Origin of the sequence: Chryseobacterium oranimense, from assembly GCF_900129755.1 — a bacterium.
In the GTDB taxonomy this organism is placed as follows: Bacteria; Bacteroidota; Bacteroidia; order Flavobacteriales; family Weeksellaceae; genus Chryseobacterium; species Chryseobacterium oranimense.
Genome location: NZ_FQWT01000007.1, coordinates 157274 through 183923, shown reverse-complemented (window position 1 = coordinate 183923; position 26650 = coordinate 157274). Strand labels below are relative to the sequence as shown.

Sequence of the window (26650 nt, the reverse complement as noted above, 5' to 3'; positions counted from 1 at the left end):
TTTAATCAAATTTTTTAACTATTAATGCGGAGTTGGTGCCCCCAAATCCGAAAGAATTCGACAAAAATACGTCAATTTTTTGATTTTTCGTTTTTGAGACCAAATTTATCTTTTTCGCCTCATCGTCAGGGTTTTCCAGGTTAATGTTCGGGGCTATGAAATCGTTCTGCATCATCAGAATGGAGTACACTACTTCACTTGCCCCTGCCATCCAGCATTCATGGCCGGTCATGGATTTTGTAGAACTTACCGGAACTTCGCTTCCGAAGATCTCATGGATCGCTTTAGCTTCATTGGCATCACCGATTGGTGTGGATGTCGCATGAGCGTTAATATAATCGATGTCTTCCGCTTTTAATCCGGATTGTTTCAGGGCCCTGTCCATAGCTAAGGCCGGGCCGTCAACGTTTGGTGTAGAGATATGTCCGCCATTTGAAGAGAATCCATAGCCTACAATCTCTGCAAGAATGGTGGCGCCTCTTTTCTGTGCAGATTCCAGGCTTTCTACAATAAGGCTGGCAGCTCCCCCGCTCGGGATAAGGCCGTCTCTTCCTGCATCAAAAGGTCTTGAGGCTTTTGTGGGCTCGTCCTCTCTTACTGAGAAAACTCCAAGGCCGTCAAAGCTTGCCATTGAATATTTGTTGGTTTCCTGTGCGCCTCCACAGATAATCATATCCTGGAATCCGTTTTTGATCATTATGTAAGCAAGGCCCAAAGAATGGGAACCGCTCGCACAGGCTGCACTGATGGTAAGATTGATCCCCTTCAGCTTAAAAATCGTTGAAAGGTTCATGGTTACCGTTGAATTCATTGATTTGAAGATCGCTCCGGATCCCATCAATGTTGTATCTTTCTTTTCCCTGGCAATGTCAATAGATTCTACAACTGCCTGAGAAACACTGTCGTTTCCGTATAAAATTCCCACTTCGTGAGCATCCAGGAAATCCTGATCTATTCCTGCCTGTTTCAGGGCATCTGTGGTAGCAAGATAAGCATATTCGCTTTCCTCTCCCATGCTTACACGCTGGCGTCTGTTCAGCAGGTTTTTAAGATCCGGCTTAGACACTACTCCAGTAAGGCCGGACCTGAACCCGAATTCTTTTCTTTCCTGAACCAAAGCAATACCGGATTTTCCTTGATATAGGGATTCTCTGACCTCTTCCAGAGAGGTCCCGATGCAAGAATAAATTCCCATCCCGGTAATTACAACCCTATTTTCCATTTATAATTAAGATTTTAGATTGCAGGTTGCAGGTTGCAGGTCTTTACTGCTACCTTTTATCTGCTACCTGATTTATGAATAAATTCCCCCATTAATGTTTATTACTTCCCCGGTAATATATGAAGCTTTCTTAGAAGCTAAAAAGGCTACAAGATCCGCCACTTCTTCGGCTTCTCCAAATCTGTTGGCAGGGATCATGGCTTTCATTTCGTTTTCATTGAAATCCTGGGTCATATCTGTTCTGATAAATCCGGGTGCCACTGCATTTACCGTAATATTTCTCTTGGCAACTTCCTGGGCCAGTGCTTTTGTAGCGCCTACCAAAGCTGCTTTTGCCGCAGAATAATTCGTTTGCCCCGCAGTTCCTTTTACCCCGGAAACAGAGACCATATTGATGATTCTCCCGTATTTATTGCGTAGAAGTTTCTGGATAAAGAAGTTGGTTACGTTAAAAAATCCGTTAAGACTTGTGTTGATCACACTGTTCCAGTCTTCACTCTGCATCCACATGAATAATCCGTCTCTTGTAATACCGGCGTTGTTTACAATTACTTCAACAATTGCGTCAGGGTTTTTATCCTGCCATTTCGTTAAAACATTCAGGCTTTCTTCGGCATTGGCCACATCAAATTTAAGGATCTCTCCTGTAGCTCCAAGCTCTTCTACTTTAGCCAGAGTTTCCTTTGCTGCGGTTTCGTTAGAAGCGTAGTTGATGAGTATATGGTAGTTTTTTTCTTCCGCCAGTTTTATACAGACTGCTCTTCCAATTCCCCTGGAGCCGCCTGTGACAATTGCACATTTCATGTGTTAGTGTTTATTTAGTTTTAGTTTTTTTAAGTTAAATTCCGTTCTTTGTGTATAACAATTCATTATCAAGGATAATTACATTGCTTTTAAATATTTCTTCACTTCTTCCAGATACGGATACATCACCATATCGTCTGAGAATGCAGGAATGATCTTTCTTATCTCGTCATACAGTTCTTTGGTAGAAGATGACACTTTATCCTGAAAACCAAGATATTCAACAGCCTGAATGATTGTGATGGCTTCAATCGCCAACACTTCAAATGCATTTTCTATCACTTTCCGGCAGATGACAGCAGCATTGGTTCCCATGCTCACAATATCCTGATTATCATTATTATTAGGTATACTGTGAACATACATGGAGTTGGACAGCATCTGACTTTCTGCAGTAGTAGAAGTTGCTGTAAACTGTACTCCCTGCATTCCGAAATTAAAGCCTAATTTACCTAAATTTACAAAAGGAGGCAATATTTCGTTGATCTTTGCATTCAAGAGGTAGTTCAGCTGTCTTTCTGCCAGCATTGTCAGCTTGGTAACCACAATTTTCAGCTTATCCATTTCCAGCGAAATATAATCTCCGTGGAAGTTTCCGCCATGGTATACATGTTTGTCCTCTACATTGATGATCGGGTTATCATTGGCTGAATTGATCTCGTTTTCAAGAACATTTTCAGTGTATTCCAGTGTATCTAAAACAGGTCCCAGGATCTGAGGAACACATCTTAATGAATAATATTCCTGAACTTTTTCCTTAAATACTTTTTCCTGCTCTTCAAAGTGGGTATAAAGATGATCTTCTCTTTTTCTGATCAGCTTACTGTCGGATAAATGGACACGCATTCTTTCTGCTACTTTCTGCTGACCGTAATGTTTTTTGGTTCCGTTCAAAGCTTCGGAAAGATGATCATCATAAGCCTGAACAATCTCATTAATGGCACAGGAAAGCCTGATGGAAATATCTGTTAACTGATTCGCTTTGTATGCGTTAACGATTCCTATTCCGGACATAACAGAAGTTCCGTTCATTAAAGCCAGACCTTCACGGATTTCTACTTTGATAGGTTCTAAACCTTCAGTCTCAAAAACTTCTTTTGTGGCTTTTCTTTCACCTTTATAAAAAACCTCGCCCTCTCCGATCAGCACTAAAGCAAGATGGGCAAGCTGTACCAAATCGCCACTTGCACCAACTCCCCCGTGCTCGAAAATCAACGGTATAATATCTCTGTTGATCAATTCTTTAAGTAAATGAACAACGGACTGATGAACGCCGGAATTTCCAAGTGAAAGGGTATTCAATCTGGCCAGCATACATGCTTTTACTTCCTCGGCCGGCAATGGGTTCCCGATTCCTGAAGAGTGACTTCTGATCAGGTTATACTGAAGCTGGTGGGTATCTTCATCGCTGATCTTGAACTGAGCCATGGGTCCGAAACCTGTATTGACTCCGTATATTACTTTATTTTTCGAAAATTCCTTCAAAAACTGAAAACTTGTTTCTACTCTATCCAAAAGTGATTCGTCCAGTTCAATTTTTCCGTTCTCAATGATAATTTTTTGAAAATCCTTCAGTTCTAAAAAGTTATTTATTTTCATCAATTAAAAGTAATAGTTGCTAATTTTGTAAAATATTAATTATTTGTCACTAATTTAGCGGCAAAGATAGAAGTTATTATTAAAATAAAAAATCAAGATGAGCAAAGAATTTGTTGACGTTCTCGTAATCGGTGCTGGACCTTCCGGATGCGTATCTTCTTCATACTTAAAGAAGAACAACGTCAACGTAAAGGTTGTTGAAAAGACAAAATTCCCAAGACTGGTGGTAGGCGAAAGCTTAATTCCCAGGGTAATGGATCATTTTGATGAAGCAGGCCTTTTTCCGGCTCTGGATAAAATGGGCTTCGAAAAAAAGCTTGGAGCACGTTTTTTAAGAGGCCATGAAGTCTGCATTTTTGATTTCAGTGACAAGTTTGGTGAAGGCTGGGACTGGACCTGGCAGGTTCCAAGAGCTGATTTTGATAATACACTGGCCCAGGAAGTAATCAACAAGGGCATTGATCTTGAATTTGAAACGGAAGTTGTTGATATCCGGTTCAATGGCACAGATTCTGTAACTACGGTAAAAAATAAAGACGGTGAAACAAAGGAGATCCACTCTAAGTTTGTGATCGATTCAAGTGGCTACGGAAGAGTGCTTCCCAGATTGCTTGATCTTGAAAAACCTTCTAAACTGTCTCCACATTCTGCCATTTTTTCTCATGTAAAGGATATTAACAGGGAGGAAGGCGAAGAAGGTACTCTTATTTCTTTTGATATTATTGAAACTGAAGTATGGCTTTGGGTAATCCCCTTTTCCAACGGTAATACGAGCGTAGGAATTGTAGGACCTACAGATTATATTGAAAACCTATCTGAAAACGGTGATACGACAGAAGCACTAAGAAAAGCCATTTCTCTTTCTGATTATTATGTAAAACGTTTTGGCAATGTGGATTTTCTTTTTGAGCCAAGGCATCTGAAAGATTATTCCTGCTCGGTAAAGCAGCTGTTTGGGGATGGATATGCCCTGACCGGAAATGCATCTGAGTTCCTTGACCCTGTTTTTTCATCAGGAATGGCATTTGCTACGGAATCAGGAATGCTTGCCGCGAAATTGGCTCTAAGACAGCTTAATGGTGAGAAAATTGACTGGCAGAAAGAGTACACGGATTATATTCTTTATGGCGTAGATGTTTTCACTACTTATGTGAAGGAATGGTATACGGGAAATCTTCAGGAATTATTTTTCCACAGGCCTGAAAATGAAGATGTGAAAAGGAAAATATGTGCGGTTTTAGCCGGCTATGTCTGGAATAAGGACAATCCTTTTGTAAGAAAGCACGATACGGTTATTAAAAACCTTGCCAACCTCATCAAAATGGAGAAACAGCAGGAACAATCATAAAAAAGGGTCTAAAAAATTCAGACCCTTTTGTTTTATTTAAGTGCTTTTTTTATTTCTGCTCCGAGTTTTTTACCTGTCACTTCATAAGCTCCGGCAATTCTTCCGTATTCCCAGGCAAAATCCTTGTTCATCTTTTTCCCCTGGATTTTATCAGCCTGTAACCTCATCACCACATTTGACGGATTATCTGTCTCTACAAACGTCAGGTCCGCAGTTAATTTAGCTTCCTGTGAACCGATCATTCCGCCGTACCAGCCTGCATAAATCCATTTTGCATCAATGATTAGGGTATATTTTGCTTTAGTATCATTTTTAAATGTTACTTTTTTTGATTTGCTGTTGATTCCCTCAAAGAAATAATTCAAATATTCTGAAGTTTTAAACTGCCCCCACTGATATTCCCAGTTTTTCCAGACCGCTTCACTTTTTTTAGCAGTAATATCTGCTTTCCTGTTTTCTATATACTGTGCCTCTGTAAAATTTTTCTCCTGATAAACAGCATTATCGAACTTCAACTGCACATTCACTTCGGTCTGGTCTTTTAAGAAATCGAAATTTCCGGATTCAATATTGATTTGATTTTGGGCAAAAGCCACTGTTGTCATTGCTACAAATAATAGCAATAATAATTTTTTCATGGTTATAGGTTTCTAAAAATTAAGTTTCAAATATATTATAAATATTGGTCTGCTGAACTGCTTTTACTTTTTTTCACTGTAATGATTGGCTTTCAAGCCAACATTTTTTCATGTTTGTGATGTATTTTTATCTTAAATCTATGAAGGTAATCGGTTTTCTGCTGTTTGGGTTGAAAACGGTTTTGGAAAGGATATCAAAATCTATGATCTCAATTTTAGGACTTACCCTTAGCTTTGCCCGGAAATGATCACGAACTTCATTGACAAAAGTTTCATGGTCCTCTTCTGTGCTCAGCCTGATAATAATTTCATCCAAACCAATTTCGTCAGACTGAATAACAATCTGATAACACAAAATGGTACTAAAATCATTTAAAATATCATTCATCGCAGGCGGATAAAGTGTCGTCCCTTTGTACTTGATCATCTGCTGTTTTCTTCCGACAACCGGGCCCAGCCTCATCGTGTTTCTTCCACATTGACACGGTTCATAATGAGCCTTAACAATATCCCCGGTCTTAAAGCGAAGCAAAGGAATGGCTTCTACCCCTAAAGTAGTGATGGTCAGCTCTCCGTTTTCACCTTCCTGAACAGGAATTTCGTTATCGTCAAGGATTTCCGTGATAATGAGTTCAGGGTGATGATGGCCGCCGATCTGAAATTCACATTCCGTGAATGCGGTACTCATTTCTGTGGAGGCATAGGTGGAAAACAATTTAATGTTCCATTTTTCTTTGATCTTCTGCGAAAGGATATTGTCGGTAAAATCCTGGTTTTTGATGCTTTCCCCGATACATACCGCTCCGTAAACACTTGAATTTTTATAATCCAGTCCATTTTTTTCAGCATAATCTATCATTTTCAAAAGAAAAGAAGGTACTGTAATTAAGTATTTAGGCTTGTATCTGAAAATAGAATCCCACTGAAGCTCGGGAATTCCGGGGCCCATTCTTACCACACTGGCTCCCATTTTCCTTAACCCCAGAAAATAAGCAAGCCCTGCCATAAATCTTTTGTCGATGGTGGTGATCATCTGAACGACATCTCCTTTCTGAATTCCGGCACAGGCAAAAGAAATGGCTTCATTGTAGGCCAGTCTTTCAAGATCATTATCAGACAATCCAAAAGTGACCGGATCACCCAAAGTTCCTGAGGTGGTGCTGTAATCCACAATTTTGTCCTGCGAAATACAGAAAAAATCGTGATTGTACTGCTGCAGATCATTCTTTGTAGTGGTCGGAATCTTCTGCAGATCTTCCAATGTGCGGATATCTGCAGGATTGATATTATTTTCTTTGAATAATTTCTGATAAAAAGGTGAATGAGTCTCAAGATAAGCCAGAAGCTCCTGAAGCTTTTGCTCCTGAAACTTTTTTATTTCCTGGATACCTGATTTTTCGATGGCCGGATAGAATTCCAATGATTTTATTTTTAAAAGACAAATTTATTTATTTAAAATTAAAAGATTGAATGATTAAAAGATTTAACAATTATTGAGCGTTATCATTTTACCGTTGGAAAGTAAAAGTTTGCGTATTAGTGTTTCCTGCCGTATTGATTGTTGTTATTTTTAAGACATGTGAACCTGAGCCTTTTGGACATTTTTCATCAAAAACATAGACAAAATCGTCTTTTAACCGGGCAAAGCGGAGCCATTTCCCATCCAGTTCCGCACGGAATGAAGCAATATCACCCACTTTAGCCGTTCCTTTTAATCGTAAACTACTGTTGTTTACAAGGGCTCCTTCTTTCCAGTTCGCAGAAACAGAAGGTAAACTTTCATCCAACAGCAGAACTGCCGTACCAAGTCTGTTAAATTCTGCCTCTGCCCGGTCTCCATTCCATTTTGCTTTTACGGCATCCGTATCACTTCCGTAATCAAACAGCATAACCAGTTTATTCTTTTCTTCAGTTGATAGTTTCCTGTTGGGTTTTATTTTCAGTGTAAAATAATCATGAACCGGAATGTATGCAGTCTGCAGAACAACAGTATTGGAAATTGCAGCCGGATGGGAAGCCGGTTTTTCACCTATTTTAAAGTTCACCGCATCATACACTGCATTTTTACTAAGATTTATTGCCGCATTTTCGGTACTTACTGTTTTTGCTTCATCCGGTTTTACCAATTGATCCGAAGGAGTTACCTGCTGTGAATTTACAGCATAACGAACTTTTGTGACCAGCTTACTGGTGTTTCCGTTAACGTCCTTTAAAACAATTTCAATATTGTGAACACTGTCATCCTCAAGGTGAATAATTCCTGTTTTACCGGATGAATTGTAATTCTTCAGTTTCATTCCCGGTAATTCGGATAAGTGCTGGATACTCATTTTATCTCTCGAAAACTTTGTGTAATCTATACAGCCATTGAGATAGCGGGTATCATCATAGCTTACTTTATCAATGGAAAAACTATAGATCAACTTACCATCCATCAACAGATCTGCCTGATAAATTCCAAGGTTAAATCCCTGATTGGCTTTATCCACAGCTTTAACCGCAAAGCTTATTTCCGGTGAAGTAACCTGGATAATATCTGTTGTATATGCATTGCCGGCTTTTTTAACCGGAATTCCATTTGCCCCGGGCTCATAAGTACTGAAACGACGGTCATACCAATACAGCCCGCTGATCGTAGGAACAACACGGTCCGGAATATTAAAGCCAAAAAGCAGAGGATTGATACATTCTTCCGTTTTAGTATCCCTGACTTCAAAATGTAAATGCGGTCCGGCCGAACCTCCGGTATTTCCGCTTAAAGCGATGACCTGGCCTTTAGTTACGGGAAACTGCCCGGGAGAAAAAGTGATATCCTGCTCCCATTTTTCGTCTTTGTACTGTCTTTCTTTTACATATCCATCCAGCTGGTCAAAATATTTATTGAGATGAGCATAAACTGTAGTATAGCCATTGGGGTGGGTGATATAAACTGCATTTCCAAAACCGTAGCGTTCTACTTTTATCCTGCTTACATAACCGTCAGCCGCCGCAACAACCGATAAATTTTCCTGGCTGTTGGTTCTCAGATCCAAGCCCATATGAAAATGATTGGAACGGACGGCTCCAAAATTGGCTGCCAGCTGCATGGGGATATTCAACGGATTCCGGAAATAGTTTTGCGGATAATTATTCTGCGCTGATGCTGCAAAATAATTTAGAAAGTAAGCAATGAAGAGTAGTTTGCAGAAAATTTTCATACGACATTGGTTTTGGGATCTATTGAAATTTACGAAATTTTTATATTATTGCTGTGAAAAATATGCCATTTGTGAAAGCCATGGCTTTTGATTTTAAATTTTGGCTAAAGCCTAATGAATATAGCCCATTTTTAGGCGGGCTAAAGCCCGCTCCTATTGAATAAAACAACTGTGAAAAACAGTGTAAACCACAAGAAAAATTCACCTATTCACTCTTCACTATTCACCTTCAAACTTCATTCTGCATTTATATTTCTGAAATTGACTTTTTAATAGATATAAGCTAAATAAAACATATCTTATAAACCGACAAAAATCACTAAATTTGCAGACTTAATTAATCAACGATATTGAGATATTTACAATGAGCCAATTTAAAGAATACAAAAACCTCAACCTTATTGACATAGCCGAGAATGTATCGGAGTTTTGGAAACAGAATAAAACGTTCAGTAAAAGTGTTGAGATTCGCGAGGGTAACGCCGAGTTTGTTTTTTATGAAGGTCCGCCTTCAGCAAATGGTATGCCCGGAATTCACCACGTTATGGCCAGAGCATTAAAGGATATTTTCTGTCGTTTCCAGACGCAGAACGGGAAACAGGTTTTCCGTAAAGCGGGCTGGGATACACACGGACTTCCTGTGGAACTGGGCGTAGAAAAGGAATTAGGAATTACGAAAGAAGATATTGGCAAAAAGATTTCAATTGAAGATTACAACAAAGCCTGCCGTGAAGCGGTAATGCGGTATACTGACGTATGGAATAACCTTACAGAGAAAATCGGATACTGGGTAGACCTTGATGATCCTTATATCACCTACAAATCCAAATATATGGAGACCGTTTGGTGGCTGCTGAAACAATTGTATGATAAAGAATTATTGTACAAGGGTTATACGATCCAACCTTATTCCCCAAAAGCAGGAACAGGACTTTCTTCCCACGAACTTAACCAGCCGGGAACTTACCGTGATGTTTCGGATACTACGGTAGTGGCACAGTTCAAAGCGAAAAAAGAAACTTCTGAACTGTTTAATGAGGTGGATGGAGATGTGCATGTTTTAGCATGGACCACTACTCCATGGACCTTACCTTCCAACACAGCTTTGGCAGTAGGAAGAGATATTGAATATGTTTTGGTTAAAACGTTCAACCAATATACATTTGAGCCTATCACCATTGTATTGGCAAGGGTTCTTTTACCTAAAGTGTTCGGTAAGAAATATGCGGAAGGAACGGATGAAGATTTTGCAGCTTATACTGAAGCAAGCAAAGTCATTCCTTTCAAAATTATAAAAGAATTCACAGGAGAGCAGCTTGCAGGGACTCAATACGAGCAGCTTATCCCTTGGTTTACTCCTAACGATTCACCTGAAAAAGCATTCAGAGTGATCATCGGGGATTTTGTAACGACTGAAGACGGTACGGGTATCGTTCATATTGCTCCTACTTTTGGTGCAGATGATGCCAGAGTCGGAAAGGAAAACGGAATTCCTCCAATGTTGGTAAAAGACGAGAATGATAACCTTGTTCCTCTTGTAGACCTTCAGGGTAAATTCATCAAAGGAGAAAATGTGCCTGAAGTATTTTCAGGAAAATATATCAAGAACGAGTATTATGATGACGGAACTGCTCCTGAAAAATCTTGGGATGTGGAACTGGCCATCGTTTTAAAAACTGAAAATAAAGCCTTCAAGGTTGAAAAATATGTCCACAGTTACCCGCATTGCTGGAGAACTGATAAGCCGGTATTGTATTATCCGCTGGATTCATGGTTTGTGAAAATGACTGCTGTGAAGGACAGGCTGGTTAATTTAAACAAAGAAATCAACTGGAAGCCGAAAGCTACCGGAGAAGGACGTTTTGCCAACTGGCTTGAAAATGTAAACGACTGGAATCTTTCCCGTTCAAGATACTGGGGTATTCCGTTGCCAATCTGGAGAACGGAAGATCTTAAAGAAGAAAAGATCATCGGGTCTGTAGAGGAATTGTACAATGAGATTGAAAAATCTGTTGCTGCAGGATTCATGAAAGAAAATCCTTTCAAAGGTTTTGTAATCGGAAATATGTCTGAGCAGAACTATGAACTGGTTGATCTTCACAAAAACGTAGTGGACAAAGTAGTGCTTGTTTCTGATTCAGGTAAAGCAATGAACCGTGAAAGTGACCTGATCGACGTTTGGTTCGATTCAGGATCTATGCCTTACGCTCAGCTGCATTATCCGTTTGAGAATAAGGAAATGATCGACAATAACAAGGCATTCCCTGCTGACTTCATCGCAGAAGGTGTTGACCAGACCCGTGGATGGTTCTATACGCTTCACGCGATCGGAACTGCTGTTTTTGATTCTGTTGCTTATAAAAATGTAATGAGTAACGGGCTTGTTCTGGATAAGAACGGGCAGAAAATGTCAAAACGTTTAGGAAATGCGGTAGATCCGTTCGAAACGCTTTCAGTATATGGTCCGGATGCTACAAGATGGTATATGATCTCGAATGCAAATCCTTGGGAAAACCTGAAGTTTGATATCGAAGGCATTGATGAGGTGAGAAGAAAATTTTTCGGAACACTTTACAACACCTACTCATTCTTTGCCTTGTATGCCAATGTGGATGGATTCAACTATACAGAAAAAGAAGTGGAAAACCGTCCGGAAATCGACCGATGGATCCTTTCCGAGCTGAACCTTTTAATCAAAGAAGTAAAAGCATTCTACGAAGATTATGAACCGACAAGAGTAGCCAGAGCCATCAGCACCTTTGTGAATGATAACCTGAGCAACTGGTACGTAAGACTGTGCAGAAGACGTTTCTGGAAGGGAGATTATTCTGATGATAAAATCTCTGCTTACCAGACTTTATATACATGCCTTGAAACCGTAGCGAAATTATCTGCGCCTATTGCTCCGTTCTTTATGGATCAATTGTATCAGGATTTAAATAAAGTAACAGGAAAAGATAAAGGTGAATCTGTACATTTAACGGATTTCCCTGTAGCTGATGAAAGCCTGATCGATCAGGATCTTGTAGAAAAAACGCATCTGGCACAGAACATCACGAGCATGGTTTTCTCTTTAAGAAAGAAAGAAAACGTAAAAGTTCGCCAGCCATTGCAGAAAGTACTGGTACCGGTTCTTGATTCCAAAACGGAAGAGCAGATCCTGGCCGTTGCAGAACTGATCAAGCAGGAAGTGAATGTTAAAGAATTACAGTTGATCAATGCAGAAGAAGCATCTCACTTAATTGTAAAACAGATAAAACCTAACTTCAAAGCTCTTGGTCCTAAGCTAGGAAAAGACATGAAAACTGTAGGCGGAGCGATTGCTGAGATGAATGCGGAACAGATTTCCAGCCTTGAAAAAGAAGGAAAAATAGACATCCAGGGTTACGAGATTACCCCTGATGATGTGGAAATTTCTACGAAAGATATCCCGGGATGGACAGTAACTTCCGACGGGAAAACAACTGTGGCATTAGATTTGACGTTAACTGAAGAATTAAAATCTGAGGGTATCGCAAGAGAGTTCATCAACAGAATTCAGAACCTGCGAAAAGATAAAGACTTTGAACTGACAGACAGAATTAAGATCTCCATCGAAGAGAATTCTCCTTTCCTTGAAGATGTTAAGAAAAATGAGGAATATATTTCCTCAGAGGTCTTGTCAAATAAAATAGAAATTGTATCTTCACTTTCAAATTTTAACGAAATCGAAATAGATGAGGTTAATTTTAAGGTAAATGTTGAAAAGAATTAACATATAGTTAATGTATTTCAAATTCCATTTCATAATTTTATTAAAAAAGAGAAAAGAATATGTCAGACGAAAGAGTTAGATACAGCGATGCTGATTTACAGGAATTTAAGGCAGTTATAAAAGAAAAAATAGAAAAAGCGGAAAGAGATCTTCAGCTGATCAGAGAAAGCTTCATCAACGACCAGAATAACGGGACGGATGATACTTCCCCTACCTTCAAAGCTTTTGAAGAAGGAGCGGAAACCTTAAGCAAAGAGCAGAACTCTATTTTAGCCGGACGTCAGGAAAAATTCGTCCGTGATCTTAAAAATGCTTTGATCCGAATCGAAAATAAAACCTATGGTGTATGCAGAGTAACCGGGAAGCTGATCCCTAAGGAAAGACTTCTGGCAGTTCCTCATGCTACGCTGAGCATTGAAGCGAAAAATATGCAGAAATAAGCCGTAAGGTTTGTAAAAATAATATTGGGTTTATATCGTATTCGAGGATACTTTATAAACCTAATTTTTAATGTATACCCATGAGCCAAGTATTGATTTTAGCAATTATTGTTGCTGCAGTTTTACTGTTTTTCAATAGGGAATGGATCAGAAACAGATTCTTTCCCGTTCGGCAGAAGAACTATACTATCGATGATCAGTTTAATTCCGACAAACGCGAAAGGGAAAAAGAAATCGACAGACTTTTGAGTAAGATGGGCAAAAACGGAATCAATGATCTTTCTGCAAAAGACAGAAAAAGACTTGACGAACTGTCCAAAATGTAATATATAAAAACAGAAAAGAAATGGAATCTATCATAGTACATCCTAAGAATCCTATGGAACTGAGCGCACTGAAAAGTGTTCTAAAGGAAATGAACATTAAATTTGAAAAAGCTCACACCAAAAATACGTTTCATACAGAAAAAGTGGCAAAGAAAATTTTCGACAAGAAAAACCCGGAGAAACCTTCTAAACCAAAAGGACTGTAATGAAAAAGATCTTAGCTATAACATTTTTAGTATTGTTAATTGATCAGGCTTCAAAAATTTACATCAAAACCCATTTCAACCTGGACGACAGCGTTTCTGTACTTCCTGGTTTTAAACTGACTTTCGTGGAAAACCCGGGAATGGCCTATGGCCTGCATTTCGGAGGAATCATTGGGAAGTATTTTCTGGTAATTTTAAGGCTTTTCTTAATCGGTGGAATGGTGTATATGTTTAAGAAATGGCTGCAGCAGGGAGCGTCCAATTATCTTCTGATCCCGATGGCCGTTATTTTTGCCGGTGCTATCGGAAACCTTATCGACGGTATGTTTTACGGGCTGATCTTTGACAGCGGAACCGTTTATGACCCGAGCATCGACCGATGGATCGGATATGGAGGAATTTCCAAGTTTGTTCCTTTCGAACAGGGGTATTCCGCCTTTATGAAAGGCTGTGTGGTAGATATGCTCCACTTTCCTCTGGTAGACTGGTATGTTCCGGACAACTGGCCTCTGATTGGAGGAAAACATATTGAGTTCTTCAAATATATCTTCAATGTAGCAGATTCAGCTATTACAGTAGGAGCCGCTTTATTGTTAATATTCAGAAAAAAAGCTTTCCCTAACGGACTTGAGTTTTAAAAAACAGTATTCCGGATGAAAAAAGTAATTAAAAATATTTTTAAAATTTTCCTGCTGCTTGTTGTGGCAGGAATTATTTTTATAGCATGGGCTAACTACAGCATCAGAAAAGAGAGCAGCCCTTTTGTTTCTTATAACATTTCCGATGTTCCCGAAACCAAAGTGGGTTTACTGCTCGGAACCGGGAAGAATCTGAACAACGGCATGCCGAATACTTATTTTTATAACAGGATACAGGCCGCTATAGATCTGTATAAAAGCGGAAAGATCAAATATATCATTGTAAGTGGTGACAACAGCACCAAAGAGTATAATGAGCCGGAAGATATGCAGCTTACCCTGATGAAATACGGCATTCCAAAGGACAGGATTATAATGGATCATGCCGGGTTTCGAACGTTGGATTCCGTGGTAAGGGCAAAAGATATCTTCGGACAGAAGAAGCTGGTGATCATTTCACAGAAATTCCATAATGAAAGAGCGGTTTTTCTGGCCCAAAAAAACGGAATAGAGGCTTTCGGCTATAACGCCAATGATGTGAATAAATATGCCGGCTTAAAGACCAACCTTAGAGAATACCTGGCAAAGACAAAGGTATACTGGGACCTGCTTTTCGGGGTACAGCCGAAATTCGGGGGAGAAAAGATTCAGATTCCTTAATTTTTCACTGAGAAATCCCCTGTTTTTTAGATTAAATTCCTTGCGTTTTTAATTTTATACAAACATCTGTGCAAATCTGTGTAATCTGCGGGAGAATTAATTAAATTTGCATTTCATTAATTTTTAATAAATCAAAAAACAAATGTCAAGAATTCTTACCGGCATTCAAGCCACCGGAACCCCCCATCTTGGAAATCTGCTTGGGGCGATTATTCCTGCTATCGAACTTTCCAAGCAGGAAGGAAATGAATCATTTTTATTTATTGCGAACCTTCATTCTCTTACCCAGATTAAAGATGCAAAGGTTCTAAAACAGAATACCTACGAGATCGCTGCGGCTTGGCTGGCTTGTGGGCTGGATACGGAAAAAACATATTTTTACAGACAGAGTGATATCCCTGAAACCTGTGAACTTTCTTGGCATTTATCGTGTTTTTTTCCTTATCAGAGATTAACTCTTGCCCATTCATTTAAAGATAAGGCAGACCGACTTCAGGACGTTAACGCCGGTTTGTTTACCTATCCTATTTTAATGGCGGCAGATATTTTATTGTATGACGCAGAGATCGTTCCTGTAGGAAAGGATCAGCTTCAGCATCTGGAAATTGCCCGTGATGTAGCTTCAAGGTTTAATAATCAGATGGGGGAAGTTTTCGTACTGCCTCAGTCTGAGCTTCAGGAAGACACGAAATATGTTCCCGGAACAGACGGCCGTAAGATGTCTAAATCCATGGGAAATATCATTAATATTTTCTTACCTGAAAAGGAACTGAAAAAGCAGGTAATGAGCATCGAATCCGATTCTAAAACGTTGGAAGAGCCTAAAGATCCGGAAACAGATAAAACATTTGCCATCTACCAATTAATTGCAACTCCGGAACAGACTGAAGAATTGAGAGCGAAATATTTAGCAGGAAACTTCGGTTATGGTCATGCAAAAAAAGAGCTTTTGGATCTGATTTTAGTAAGATTTGAAAAAGAAAGAGAACTATTCTCTTATTACATGACCAATCTTGATGAATTGGAAGCAAAACTTCAGGAAGGTGCAGCAAAAACGAGAGTTATTGCTACAGAAACCATTAAAAGAGTAAGAACGAGCTTAGGAATTTAAGCATTACGATAACCCTGCATTGTTTTTAGAAAGAATAAAACAATGCATTTTTTCTTCAAACTTATAAACAATATCCCAACCGGGATATTGTTTTGTTATAGTGCTGATGATAGACAGTCCCAACCCCGTAGAGCTGTGGTCTGAACCCTGTTTGTAAAAGCGGTTGAAAATCTGTGCCTCGTCAAGTGGAATACCGTTACTGCTATTCTGAAAAATCAGCTCGTTGTCCTTTATGATAATATTGACAACCCCTTCTTCTATATTGTACTTAACTGCATTTTTAAGCAGATTGGAAAGCAGGATCCCTGCCAGATCGGGATTAAAATCCGCTCCAAAGAATCTTTTTTCAACAATGCTGACATGAACTTTCTTAAATTCAATAAAGTCCTCATAGCTTTTAACGAGCTCAGAAATCATTTCATTAAAATCTACCTTTTCCGTTTTATTGAACTGGCTGTTCTCTATTTTTGAAAGCATGAGAAGAGATTTATTCAAACCGGCCATTCTTCTGAGGTCACCTTTTACTTCGGAAAGGAAGTTTATGTGTTTTCTATCGAGATCATCATTCTGAATCACTAAATCAATTTTATTGATCACAATGGCCAGCGGTGTCTGGAGTTCATGGGATGCATTTTCAATGAACTGTTTCTGCTGATGGAAAACAAGCTCATTGCGGTCAATCATTTCTTCAATCTCTACATTGAGTTCTTCAAATTCTTTAATGGCATAGCGCTGAGCTTCCTGCGAAGAAGATATCCCAAACTGATATTTTTTAAGCCTGTCAAGAATAGCATAGAAAGGGCGCATCGCCTTATTCAGCAGATAGCCGTTAACAGCAACAATACTGATGACAAGCAAAATGTAAAGCACAATCAGTGCTGTGGTGAGGTCATATACCAATTCATCCTGCTCTACGGTAGACGTGCGAATTTCAAGCCTCTGCCTTTTCCCGAACTGATCTATGAAATCGGTCTCCAAAACACGGTAAGGCTGGTCTTTATCATCATATTCCATATAGAACATCTTATTATAGAACCTGCTTTTGTCCTTGTATTCAGATTCGGAAATAGGCTTGATCTTAAATTCATTAAATCCAAAATCTTTACTGTCCAATAATTTCGGATCGTGATATACCGCTTTAATGATCTGTATCTTCCTGTCTTTCAGTCCATCATCTACATTATCATACACTTCATCCAGAATATAGGCATAAAAGAGCGCTGCCCAGACTGCAATAATAAGCAGCAGGATAACGATCATGTATTTGATGGTGTAATATTTTAACGAAACTTTCATTCAGACAAATTTATAACCTATTCCATAAACAGCCTGGAAATCAGCTTCTGCATTGAGGTTTTTCAGTTTTTTACGAAGATTTTTAATTTGGGAATAAATAAAATCCAGACTGTCTGCCTGATCAATATAATCTCCCCAGATAGCCTCGGCCAAAGTCGTTTTCTGTAATGTTTTTTCCGGATGGATCACAAAATAGTACAGGAGATCATATTCCTTACGATTAAGGATCAGATCTTGATTACCGACTTTAACAGCTCTGTTTTCCGGATCAATACTGATATTTTTATACGCAATCATGTTTTCCCCATCCTGATTCTTTCTTCTGATCACCGACCGGATCCTCGCCATAAGCTCAGCAAGATGGAAGGGCTTCGCAAGATAATCATCCGCTCCTATTTCCAGTCCGGCAACCTTATCATCTACAGAATCTTTGGCCGAAAGGATAATTACAGGGTCTTTTTTATGCAGTTTTTTGATCTCTTTCAGCAGCTCAATACCGTTTCCGTCCGGCAGCATAATATCCAGGAGAATACAATCGTACTCATACGAAATGATCTTTTCCAGTCCGGCACTGTATGTAAGGGCAAATTCTACAATAAAATGCTCTGCTTCCAGAAAAGTCTGTATGGTATCTTTCAGTTCCGGCTCATCTTCTATGATTAATATCTTCATATCCATTATAACTTCTATCAAATATATGAAAATAGACAGGAAGACGGAGGAAAGAACCCGGCAGCATGCTTTGCAACTCCCGATCCTCTATCCTCCTTATTCCTTTTTAGTTTGTTTTTACATGCCTTCCGGCTGCATCAAAAGTAAGACACAGGCCGCTTATCAGATATATTTTATAAGCGTCGCATTTCTTTTCTATCGAATCTACCACACTGCCCGAATAATATCTTGTTAAAAAAGAAAGCACATTTTTCCTTATACTCTGGGAAGATCCATTTCCCTCCCTGCTGTTCATTATATTCCAGTTGATCATCATATTAAGGTTTTAAGGTGTTTTATATATTGTTTGTTCGAATTAATCATCTATTCTTCTGAAATTTCCTTTTCTGTCAAATTCAAGATCCAGCCCGTTGGAAAGTTCAGCTTTATAAGACCATCTTTCTTTTTCTATCTTCACGATATAGGTATTTGGAAAGTTTTTGGCAGCATAATTCCGAATTGATGCAGGAATAAATCCATAAGGAATTTTCTGGTGTTTGCCGTCTACTTCTTTCCAGTTGCCGCTGCTGTCGAATTCTACCTTCATACCATTAGCCAGATAGGCCTGGTATTCGTCCACACCATAGATTTCACGATCTTCAATGGCCGATCCTACGGTAATACCTTTAAAATGAGTGGCAAGAAAAGTTTTGGCTGTTTTAGGTAATTGGTTAGGACTGATTGCTCTGTCCTGTGCAAAAATAAATCCGCCTGCCAGTAAGAAAATTAATACGAATGCTCCTGTGATTTTTCTGATATTTTTCATAACGTTAAATTTTTTCTGTCTTTATGATGGAGCAAAGTTCAGAATCAATTTAGGAAAGAATTAGGAAAAACAGATGAATGAAAAATAGTAATAAGAAATGAAGAGATAAAAAAAGATTTTGAACCATTAAGATTAAGTAAAGCTATAGGAAGATTAAGAGAAATATATTCTTAAAAAAAATTTCATTTTTTATCTTAAACTTAACTTCTTCAATAATCTTAGTGGTTCAAAAAATAATATGTAAAAATTGTATGTTTATAAATATTCTTTGATCTGCAAGAGATGGGTAATAGTCTTCAGCCCTTCTTCCTGTTTATTTTCTTTGTAAACATCAAAGAAGATCACATCTATCCCATAGTTTTGTGCGCCTACAACATCTGCAATCCAGTCGTCACCGATCAGAATACTTTCTTGTTTAGAAGCTTCCGCAAGCCCTAAAGAATAATCAAAAATTTTTGGATTAGGTTTTCTGACACCTACAGAATCAGCGCTGGTAATGGTTTTAAAGTATTTATCTATTCCGGAAAGCATGCATTTCCTCTCCGTCACCTCCTGAAATCCGTTGGAAATAACATGGAGTGTATAATGTTTGGACTTCAAATATTCAAGAATATACTTAGCTCCCTCTACCAGCTCGTTATGGTTAAGGATTTTATCCAGAAAATGTTCTTCAAAATACTGTGAAAGCTCTTCATCATCCACCTCAAAACGCTTGAATGTGTCATAAAAACGGTGTTTTCTCAGGTATTCCTTATCAATGATTCCATCCCTGATTTTTTCCCACAGACTTTCATTAATTTCATGATAAACAGAATGAAATTCCTCAAAATCTATATTGTAGTTTAAGGTGATTTCCTGCTTTTCAAAAAGGTCTTTGATGGTAAGAAAAGCGTTCTTACGGTGATCCCAGAGCGTATTGTCCAGATCAAAAAAAATGTGCTGAATTTTCATACAGCACAAAATTACTCTTTAATTTTTGGAAACATGAAAATTCTTGCTCTTGGTTTTTACCAGTTCAAGACTTTTTGAGTAATTCAATAAAAAATCAATTGTTTGTTTCTTAGGTTTCAAAGTTTTCACTTTTAAGGAATCATTTTTTTTCATAGGCGAAAGTATGTTTTCCTATAAACGTGAATTTTTTAAAAATATTATCCTACCGTGTCAATACAATGTTATTTTCGTCCATGATTTTTCTCAGGTTAATCAGCGCATAACGCACTCTGCCCAATGTGGTATTGATACTCATATTGGTATGATCTGCAATTTCCTTGAAGCTCAGGCCGTCAAAAAACCTTAGTTTAATAACTTCCTGCTGGTTTTGAGGCAGAAACTGCAGCATTCTCAGCAAATCTTCCTGAATCTGCAATGTTACCAGCTGATCTTCAATATTTTCCGACGGTTCTCTGATCAGATCAAAAATAGAATATTCGTCTGTTTCAAAAGTAGTTTCTGAAACTTTCACGTTCTTTGCTTTCAGTCTGAAATGATCAATGATAAGATTGTGTGCGATTCTTTTTGCCCAAAGAATGAATTTACCTTCTTCGTTATATCTTCCTTCTTTCAGCATCAGGATGATTTTCATGAATGTATCCTGAAAAACATCATTAGCCAGATCTTCATCATTAATTTTGTAAAAAATGAATGTAAACAGTTCTCTCTGATGACGATGAATAAGGGTCGATAGGGCTTCTTCGTCTCCTTTCTGGTAAAGGGAAATTAGTAGGCTGTCCGTTTTTGATTTCATAACTCTTCTCAATAATAAAAAATTTGCAGACCAGCAATTCTCCAGATATTATATCTGGCCCTAGCTGTAAATACAAAACAGTTTTTTAGAGTAAAGTAAAATCAATAGGCAGTACAATTATTATATGGTGTAAATATAATAATTTTTTAATAACTGTTAACCTATTATTAAATTTTAACAAGAAAATTTAATAAACATCACTTAAACATATCATGAATAAAGACCGTAGGGATATTTAATGTAAAATTAACATTTAAGCCTTTCAGCTCTTTTCCGTTCAAACGGGCGTCTCCGATAGGAAAAGCATACCCGCCGGTAAGATCTAGCAGCCCGAAAAGAGTAACTCCTATTTTGGGTGCAATATATTTATTGGTTCCTTCAGCTCCTAACAGAAGATAATAAGAGTGATAGAAATCTACATTTTTTTCAAAATTAAGAAGAACATCAGCCTGCAGTTTCGGCATGATGGCAAATTTGGAATTGGCGGAACCCATCAGAGCAGATCCGCCCAGTCTGTATATCACATCATCATTCTTCAGAAAAAGCAACTTACCCCCAACTTCCCCGAAACTCTGGTTCTGGTAAGTATATCCCACAGTAACCATTTTATGCATGGTATACTGCGCCTTTGCCATTACGCTCAGGAAAATTATGGAAAGTGTGGCAAGTCCCGTTCTAAAATTCATCATCTTTAAATTATTTAGGATGTAAAATTAAAAAAAACTGCCTTATCCAAAGATAAAGCAGCCATTTATTATTTTTAAAGAAGAATTAAATACCGAAAGCGGCTTTAATTTCATCTACTTTGTCAAGTTTTTCCCATGTAAAGAACTCAAGTCCTTTAAGGGTAATTTCATTTTTCTGACCTTTATTGAACGTTTTATCAGCTGTATAGTGCTCTTTCCCCATATGCCCGTAAGAAGCCGTTTCCTGGTAGATAGGATTTCTCAGTTTCAGGTTCTGCTCGATAGCGTAAGGTCTTAAATCGAAGATAGAAGTCACTTTCTTCGCAATATCCCCATCATGAAGATCTACTTTTGCAGTACCGTAAGTATTGATATATAAACCACAAGGTTCAGCAACACCAATAGCATAAGAAACCTGTACCAAAACTTCATCAGCTACTCCTGCAGCGACTAAGTTTTTAGCAATATGTCTTGTAGCGTAAGCCGCACTTCTGTCTACTTTTGAAGGGTCTTTTCCTGAGAAAGCACCACCTCCGTGAGCACCTTTTCCTCCGTAAGTATCTACAATGATTTTTCTTCCTGTAAGACCCGTATCCCCGTGAGGACCTCCGATCACAAACTTACCTGTAGGATTGATGTGATATTTGATCTGATCGTTGAATAAAGCTTTGATCTCTTCAGTTTGTTGGGCCACCACTCTTGGTACAAGGATATTTTTGATATCTTCACGGATCTTGTTCAACATTTCCTCTTCAGTTCCAAAGTCATCATGCTGTGTAGAAACTACAATAGAATCAATTCTTACCGGTTTATGATCATCAGAATACTCGATGGTTACCTGGCTTTTTGCATCCGGACGCAGGTAAGCAATTTCGTTACCTTCTCTTCTTAATGCAGAAAGTTCTTTAAGGATAGTGTGGGCAAGGTCTAACGCAAGAGGCATATAATTAGCTGTCTCGTTGGTTGCATAACCGAACATCATTCCCTGGTCGCCGGCACCCTGTGCATTGGCTTTGGCTTCGAAAGATCCGTCATTTACAGCTCTGTCTACACCCTGGTTAATATCAGGAGACTGCTCATGGATTGCTGAGATTACCCCGCAAGAATCCCCATTGAACATATACTCTCCTTTAGTATAACCAATTCCGTTGATTACATCTCTTGCAATAGTCTGTACATCAAGATACGCGTCAGACTTCACCTCTCCTGCAAGCACTACCTGTCCTGTAGTTACCAGAGTTTCACAAGCTACCTTAGAGTTTTTATCGTATGCTAAGAAATGATCGATTAATGCATCGGAGATTTGATCGGCAATTTTATCCGGATGTCCTTCTGAAACAGATTCAGATGTAAATAGATAAGACATATTATTCTTTGTTTTTTAGATTAAAATAAGTGAAGAAAAATAAGAATAATTGCCCGAAAAAGAATACTGTTTTAGCATATTTTTAGAGAGGTTGCAATCAGGTCAAATTTTTCCTCGTTAATAAACGTCCGCAAATTTAAGTACTATTTTTTTAATACTAAAGAATTTTGCTTATTAATTATAATTTTCTTAAAATTAATGATTTATATCACTTTACGGCCTTCTTAGTTCATTGCGGCTTGATGCTTACAAATTCCTTCGGGTTAGCGTGATAGTTAAGTTTAAGCTCTAAAGAATTCTTGATAGAATGTGATAGTTCATCAATAATTTTCTGCTTAAATGTCGGCTTATAATATATGATGCTGATCTCTCTGTAAGGGAAAGGCTTTTTGAATCTGAAAACATTTTCCTTCTGCTCTTCAGAAAGCTGGCTCAGCGCCAATTCCGGCAGAATACTGATTCCTCCCACTTTATCCACCATATGAACTAAAGTCTGGATATTAGAAGCTAAGAAATCCAGATTCTTCGGCTTTAAAGTATTTTCTTTTAAATGACAGATGTTTTCAAACTGGTTTCTTAAGCAGTTTCCTTCCTCAAGGAGCCACACTTTTTCTACATTCAGTTCTTCCGGAACCACATAAGAGTTCTTTTTATTGGCTTCCGTATTGGAGCTGTAGATCATCAGCTCTTCATTGAAAAGAAAATCCTGGTAAAATTCATCCGCAGAATCATATGGTGTGGAAATAATTCCTGCATCCAGTTCACCTGCTTTCAAGGCTTTAATAATATTATCAGTAGTCATTTCTTTTACATTCATCTGGATTTTCGGATTCTCTTCCAAAAATTTAAAAATTTCCGTTGGCAGAATGAAAGAAGAAACAGTAGGAATGATTCCCAAATTGATCGTTCCTCCCAAAATATTATTCAAAAGATTGGCTTTATTTTTCAGCTCATTGACAGATTCTATAATTACCTTTGCCTGATCAATGATCTGAAGCCCTACATCTGTAGTACGGATCGGGTGTGTTGTTCTGTCGAATACCTTCACATCCAGTTCATCCTCAAATTTTTGTATCATCGCACTTAGTGTAGGCTGCGTAATAAAGCATGCCTGAGCTGCCTTACCAAAATGTTTGTACTTATCTACAGCGATAAGATACTCCAGTTGCTGAATGTTCATGTGATTAATATTATCTATTACAAAGATAAAATGTTTTTGCCATTTGTAATCAAAAATTCAAGTAAATTTGATATTTAATACGTCTGCATAAGACAGTTTACACGGGAAATCAACCATACAAATCATAACTATATGGATTCTAAAAAATTAACGCTCAGCAATGGCGCTCCTTATTTTGAACATCAGGACTCGCAGACCGTAGGTCCTAGAGGCCCTGTCCTTCTGCAGGATTTTATCCTTCAGGAAAACCTCGCGCACTTCGTCAGGGAAAGAATTCCTGAAAGAATAGTACACGCTAAGGGAACCGGCGCATACGGAACATTTACCGTAACCCATGACATTACTAAGTACACAAAGGCTAAATTATTCTCAAAAGTAGGAAACTCATGCAGAATGTTTGCCCGGTTTTCTACCGTAGGTGGTGAAAAAGGAAGTGCAGATACGGCAAGAGACCCGAGAGGTTTTGCCTTGAAATTTTATACGGAAGATGGAAACTGGGATCTTGTAGGAAACAATACACCCGTATTCTTTATTAAAGATGCCAAAAAATTTCCGGATTTTATCCACACCCAGAAAAGAGTTCCGAAAACCAATCTGAAAAGCGCCACGATGATGTGGGATTTCTGGAGCCATAATCCGGAATCCCTTCACCAGGTTCTAATTTTAATGTCGGACAGAGGAACTCCATATGGCTACAGACACATGCACGGATTCGGCTCTCATACTTTCTCAATGATCAATGATCAGAATGAAAGAGTTTGGGTAAAGTTCCATTTTAAAACAAAACAGGGAATCAAAAACTTTACGGATGCAGAAGCCGTAAAGATGGCGGGAGAAAACCCGGATTTCGCCCAGGAAGATCTATGCAACGCCATTGAAAACGGAGACTTCCCGAAATGGACGATGTATATCCAGGTAATGACAGAAGAGCAGGCCAAAGATTTCAGATGGAATCCTTTTGATATTACCAAAGTATGGTTTCAAAGTGATTTCCCATTAATTGAAGTGGGAGAAATGGAGCTGAACGAAGTTCCGGTCAATTATTTTGCCCATGTGGAACAATCTGCTTTTTCACCAAGCAGCCTGATTAACGGAATAAGCTTTTCTCCGGACAAAATGCTTCAGGGAAGACTGTTCTCTTATCCGGATGCCCACAGATACAGAGTTGGAGTAAATGCTCATCAGCTGGAAGTGAACCGATGCCCATTTGCTGTCAACAATTATCAGAGAGACGGCTTCATGGCAGACTCAAGTGCTTACCAGGACAAACCGAATTATTACCCGAACAGCTTTGATGATATCAAGCCTGATCCTTCTTATAAGAATTATGAATATGAACTGGACAGTGCTCATGTTGCGAATTATAACAGGAATGAAAACGATGATGATCACTACACCCAACCCGGGCTGCTCTATACAAAAGCAATGAACGTTGAGGATAGAGAACACCTAATCAGCAACATAGTAGGAAGCATGAAAGGAATTTCCGGACCAAAAAAAGACGAGATTATCAACCGACAGTTATGTCACTTTTTCAGGACTAATATTGAACTTGGCATGAAAGTGGCATCTCAGCTTAACATCAATATAGATGCGAATATGATGAACCACTCAAAATAGTATTTTGAACAATTCATCAATTAAAAGGAAAAAAAAATAATATTTTTTCCTTTTTTTTGCAAAAAATTCATAATTTGCAAAAAATAATATTTTATAGTGGAAAAATGAGTTACGAAAATATATTATTAGAGAAGGAAGACCAATTAGCTGTTGTTACAATAAACAGACCTCAAAGCTTAAATGCTTTAAATGCGAAAACGATTCAGGAGATCAGTTCAGCAATGGACGAACTTAATGCTGATGAATCCTGCAGGGTAATTATCATTACAGGAAGTGGTGAAAAATCGTTTGTAGCGGGGGCCGATATAAAAGAATTCAGTGATTTTGGACAGGAAAAAGCCGAAGAACTGGCCAGAAACGGGCATAATACCCTGTTCAACAAAATTGAAAATACATCTAAACCTGTAATTGCTGCCGTTAACGGTTTTGCACTAGGAGGAGGTTTAGAGCTTGCCATGGCGTGCCATATCAGATATGCATCAGAGAATGCAAAACTGGGGCTTCCGGAAGTTACCCTGGGATTAATCCCCGGATACGGAGGAACACAAAGACTTCCTAAACTTGTAGGAAAAGGTATCGCCAACGAAATGATCTTCTCTGCCAAAATGATTCCTGCTCAAAAAGCAAAAGAAATCGGACTGGTAAATGAAGTATACCCTATTGAAGAATTATTAACCAAAACAAAAGAATTAGCGAGTATTATAGCCCATAACTCACCAATGGCTATATCAAAGGCAATACAGGCCGTTAACTTGTCTGACACGGATAAAGGTTTTGAATCTGAAATCAAGTATTTCGGGGAACTTTTTGAACTGAACGACAAGAAAGAAGGAGTTTCCGCTTTTTTAGAGAAAAGAAAGCCTAACTTCTAGATTTTTAATCCAAATTATTTCGAAAAAACTAATGCTGCGGTATGAATAAGTTTGATAAAGCTTATCTAAAAATGGCCCAGGAGTGGGCAACACTCTCCTACTGTAAGAGAAAACAGGTAGGGGCTCTTATCGTAAAAGATAGGATGATTATTTCAGATGGTTACAACGGAACTCCTTCGGGATTTGAAAACTGCTGTGAAGATGAAGAGGGAAAAACACACTGGTATGTACTTCATGCGGAAGCCAATGCAATATTAAAGCTGGCCGCTTCCACGCAATCTGCAAAAGGCGCAACGTTATATTTAACGCTGTCCCCATGCAAAGAATGCAGCAAGCTGATTTTACAGGCAGGAATTACAAGGCTGGTGTATATTAATGAGTATTCAGACGACGATGGAATAGCGTTCTTGAGGAATCATGGTATTGAAATAGAACAAATATCGGACTGTGAACTAAAAAAATAAAG

The 26650-nt window shown here is 38.4% G+C and carries 26 protein-coding genes; 11 read left to right on the top strand and 15 right to left on the bottom strand.

Going from position 1 to position 26650, the window contains the following annotated elements; all coding sequences use genetic code 11:
• Position 1 precedes the first annotated feature (1 nt).
• The 3 genes from BUB03_RS18795 to BUB03_RS18785 form a co-directional block, all read right to left on the bottom strand.
• The gene (locus BUB03_RS18795) at positions 2-1222 is read right to left on the bottom strand and encodes a beta-ketoacyl-[acyl-carrier-protein] synthase family protein (protein WP_073066060.1); all 1221 of its coding nucleotides are present in this window, start codon (positions 1220-1222) and stop codon (positions 2-4) included.
• Between the two features lie 72 nt (positions 1223-1294).
• Positions 1295-2026, bottom strand: coding sequence for a flexirubin biosynthesis SDR family reductase FlxB (fabG, locus tag BUB03_RS18790; protein ID WP_073066057.1), 732 nt, complete (start codon positions 2024-2026; stop codon positions 1295-1297).
• Positions 2027-2104: 78 nt separating this feature from the next.
• Positions 2105-3625, bottom strand: coding sequence for a flexirubin biosynthesis tyrosine ammonia-lyase FlxA (locus BUB03_RS18785; RefSeq protein ID WP_073066054.1), 1521 nt, complete (start codon positions 3623-3625; stop codon positions 2105-2107).
• Between the two features lie 97 nt (positions 3626-3722).
• Here BUB03_RS18785 and BUB03_RS18780 point away from each other — a divergent pair, with 97 nt between their 5' ends.
• The gene (locus BUB03_RS18780; protein WP_073066051.1) at positions 3723-4973 is read left to right on the top strand and encodes an NAD(P)/FAD-dependent oxidoreductase; all 1251 of its coding nucleotides are present in this window, start codon (positions 3723-3725) and stop codon (positions 4971-4973) included.
• A 32-nt stretch (positions 4974-5005) separates the two neighbouring features.
• Here the strand turns inward: BUB03_RS18780 and BUB03_RS18775 are convergent, their stop codons facing one another.
• From BUB03_RS18775 to BUB03_RS18765, 3 genes are all read right to left on the bottom strand, one after another.
• The gene (locus tag BUB03_RS18775) at positions 5006-5611 is read right to left on the bottom strand and encodes a hypothetical protein (RefSeq protein ID WP_073066048.1); all 606 of its coding nucleotides are present in this window, start codon (positions 5609-5611) and stop codon (positions 5006-5008) included.
• 127 nt (positions 5612-5738) lie between these two features.
• The gene (locus BUB03_RS18770) at positions 5739-7031 is read right to left on the bottom strand and encodes a flexirubin biosynthesis putative acyl-CoA ligase FlxY (protein ID WP_073066045.1); all 1293 of its coding nucleotides are present in this window, start codon (positions 7029-7031) and stop codon (positions 5739-5741) included.
• Positions 7032-7119: 88 nt separating this feature from the next.
• On the bottom strand, positions 7120-8808 hold the full coding sequence (locus BUB03_RS18765) for a M23 family metallopeptidase (RefSeq protein WP_073066043.1): 1689 nt from the start codon (positions 8806-8808) through the stop codon (positions 7120-7122).
• A 364-nt stretch (positions 8809-9172) separates the two neighbouring features.
• Here BUB03_RS18765 and ileS point away from each other — a divergent pair, with 364 nt between their 5' ends.
• From ileS to trpS, 7 genes are all read left to right on the top strand, one after another.
• The gene (gene ileS, locus BUB03_RS18760; protein WP_040999382.1) at positions 9173-12562 is read left to right on the top strand and encodes an isoleucine--tRNA ligase; all 3390 of its coding nucleotides are present in this window, start codon (positions 9173-9175) and stop codon (positions 12560-12562) included.
• 59 nt (positions 12563-12621) lie between these two features.
• A complete protein-coding gene (locus BUB03_RS18755; protein WP_040999380.1) occupies positions 12622-13002 on the top strand; it encodes a TraR/DksA family transcriptional regulator in 381 nt (126 codons plus the stop codon).
• Between the two features lie 80 nt (positions 13003-13082).
• Entirely contained in the window at positions 13083-13328 is a 246-nt protein-coding gene (locus BUB03_RS18750) for a DUF6576 domain-containing protein (protein WP_040999378.1), read from the top strand.
• Between the two features lie 20 nt (positions 13329-13348).
• Positions 13349-13534: a DUF2683 family protein gene (locus BUB03_RS18745; protein ID WP_040999377.1), complete on the top strand. Its 186-nt coding sequence runs from the start codon at positions 13349-13351 to the stop codon at positions 13532-13534.
• Positions 13534-14172, top strand: a complete 639-nt coding sequence (locus BUB03_RS18740) for a lipoprotein signal peptidase (RefSeq protein WP_073066040.1) — start codon at positions 13534-13536, stop codon at positions 14170-14172. The genes BUB03_RS18745 and BUB03_RS18740 overlap by 1 nt, the downstream gene beginning before the upstream one ends.
• 15 nt (positions 14173-14187) lie before the next feature.
• Positions 14188-14832: a SanA/YdcF family protein gene (locus tag BUB03_RS18735; RefSeq protein WP_073066038.1), complete on the top strand. Its 645-nt coding sequence runs from the start codon at positions 14188-14190 to the stop codon at positions 14830-14832.
• Between the two features lie 142 nt (positions 14833-14974).
• On the top strand, positions 14975-15943 hold the full coding sequence (gene trpS, locus BUB03_RS18730) for a tryptophan--tRNA ligase (RefSeq protein ID WP_040999371.1): 969 nt from the start codon (positions 14975-14977) through the stop codon (positions 15941-15943).
• 3 nt (positions 15944-15946) lie between these two features.
• Here the strand turns inward: trpS and BUB03_RS18725 are convergent, their stop codons facing one another.
• The 9 genes from BUB03_RS18725 to BUB03_RS18685 all read right to left on the bottom strand — a co-directional run bounded on the left by BUB03_RS18725 (position 15947) and on the right by BUB03_RS18685 (position 23692).
• The gene (locus BUB03_RS18725; RefSeq protein ID WP_073066036.1) at positions 15947-17239 is read right to left on the bottom strand and encodes a sensor histidine kinase; all 1293 of its coding nucleotides are present in this window, start codon (positions 17237-17239) and stop codon (positions 15947-15949) included.
• The gene (locus BUB03_RS18720; protein ID WP_073066148.1) at positions 17240-17911 is read right to left on the bottom strand and encodes a response regulator transcription factor; all 672 of its coding nucleotides are present in this window, start codon (positions 17909-17911) and stop codon (positions 17240-17242) included. It abuts the gene before it with no gap.
• 106 nt (positions 17912-18017) lie between these two features.
• Positions 18018-18227 carry a hypothetical protein gene (locus tag BUB03_RS18715; RefSeq protein WP_073066035.1) on the bottom strand — a complete coding sequence of 70 codons (210 nt, stop codon included), beginning with the start codon at positions 18225-18227 and terminating at the stop codon, positions 18018-18020.
• Positions 18228-18266: 39 nt separating this feature from the next.
• Positions 18267-18716 carry a PepSY-like domain-containing protein gene (locus BUB03_RS18710; protein ID WP_040999365.1) on the bottom strand — a complete coding sequence of 150 codons (450 nt, stop codon included), beginning with the start codon at positions 18714-18716 and terminating at the stop codon, positions 18267-18269.
• Between the two features lie 255 nt (positions 18717-18971).
• Positions 18972-19667, bottom strand: coding sequence for a YjjG family noncanonical pyrimidine nucleotidase (locus BUB03_RS18705; RefSeq protein WP_073066034.1), 696 nt, complete (start codon positions 19665-19667; stop codon positions 18972-18974).
• Between the two features lie 202 nt (positions 19668-19869).
• Positions 19870-20460: an RNA polymerase sigma factor gene (locus BUB03_RS18700; RefSeq protein WP_040999361.1), complete on the bottom strand. Its 591-nt coding sequence runs from the start codon at positions 20458-20460 to the stop codon at positions 19870-19872.
• Between the two features lie 197 nt (positions 20461-20657).
• Positions 20658-21149, bottom strand: a complete 492-nt coding sequence (locus tag BUB03_RS18695; RefSeq protein WP_081780240.1) for a hypothetical protein — start codon at positions 21147-21149, stop codon at positions 20658-20660.
• Positions 21150-21231: 82 nt separating this feature from the next.
• Positions 21232-22512, bottom strand: a complete 1281-nt coding sequence (gene metK / locus BUB03_RS18690) for a methionine adenosyltransferase (RefSeq protein WP_040999360.1) — start codon at positions 22510-22512, stop codon at positions 21232-21234.
• A gap of 229 nt (positions 22513-22741) precedes the next feature.
• On the bottom strand, positions 22742-23692 hold the full coding sequence (locus tag BUB03_RS18685; protein ID WP_040999358.1) for a LysR substrate-binding domain-containing protein: 951 nt from the start codon (positions 23690-23692) through the stop codon (positions 22742-22744).
• A 132-nt stretch (positions 23693-23824) separates the two neighbouring features.
• Between BUB03_RS18685 and BUB03_RS18680 the strand changes: the two genes are divergently transcribed.
• The 3 genes from BUB03_RS18680 to BUB03_RS18670 all read left to right on the top strand — a co-directional run bounded on the left by BUB03_RS18680 (position 23825) and on the right by BUB03_RS18670 (position 26648).
• A complete protein-coding gene (locus BUB03_RS18680; RefSeq protein ID WP_073066033.1) occupies positions 23825-25312 on the top strand; it encodes a catalase in 1488 nt (495 codons plus the stop codon).
• A 104-nt stretch (positions 25313-25416) separates the two neighbouring features.
• Positions 25417-26184, top strand: a complete 768-nt coding sequence (locus BUB03_RS18675; protein WP_073066032.1) for an enoyl-CoA hydratase-related protein — start codon at positions 25417-25419, stop codon at positions 26182-26184.
• A 41-nt stretch (positions 26185-26225) separates the two neighbouring features.
• Positions 26226-26648: a deoxycytidylate deaminase gene (locus tag BUB03_RS18670; protein ID WP_040999354.1), complete on the top strand. Its 423-nt coding sequence runs from the start codon at positions 26226-26228 to the stop codon at positions 26646-26648.
• Positions 26649-26650: the final 2 nt, after the last annotated feature.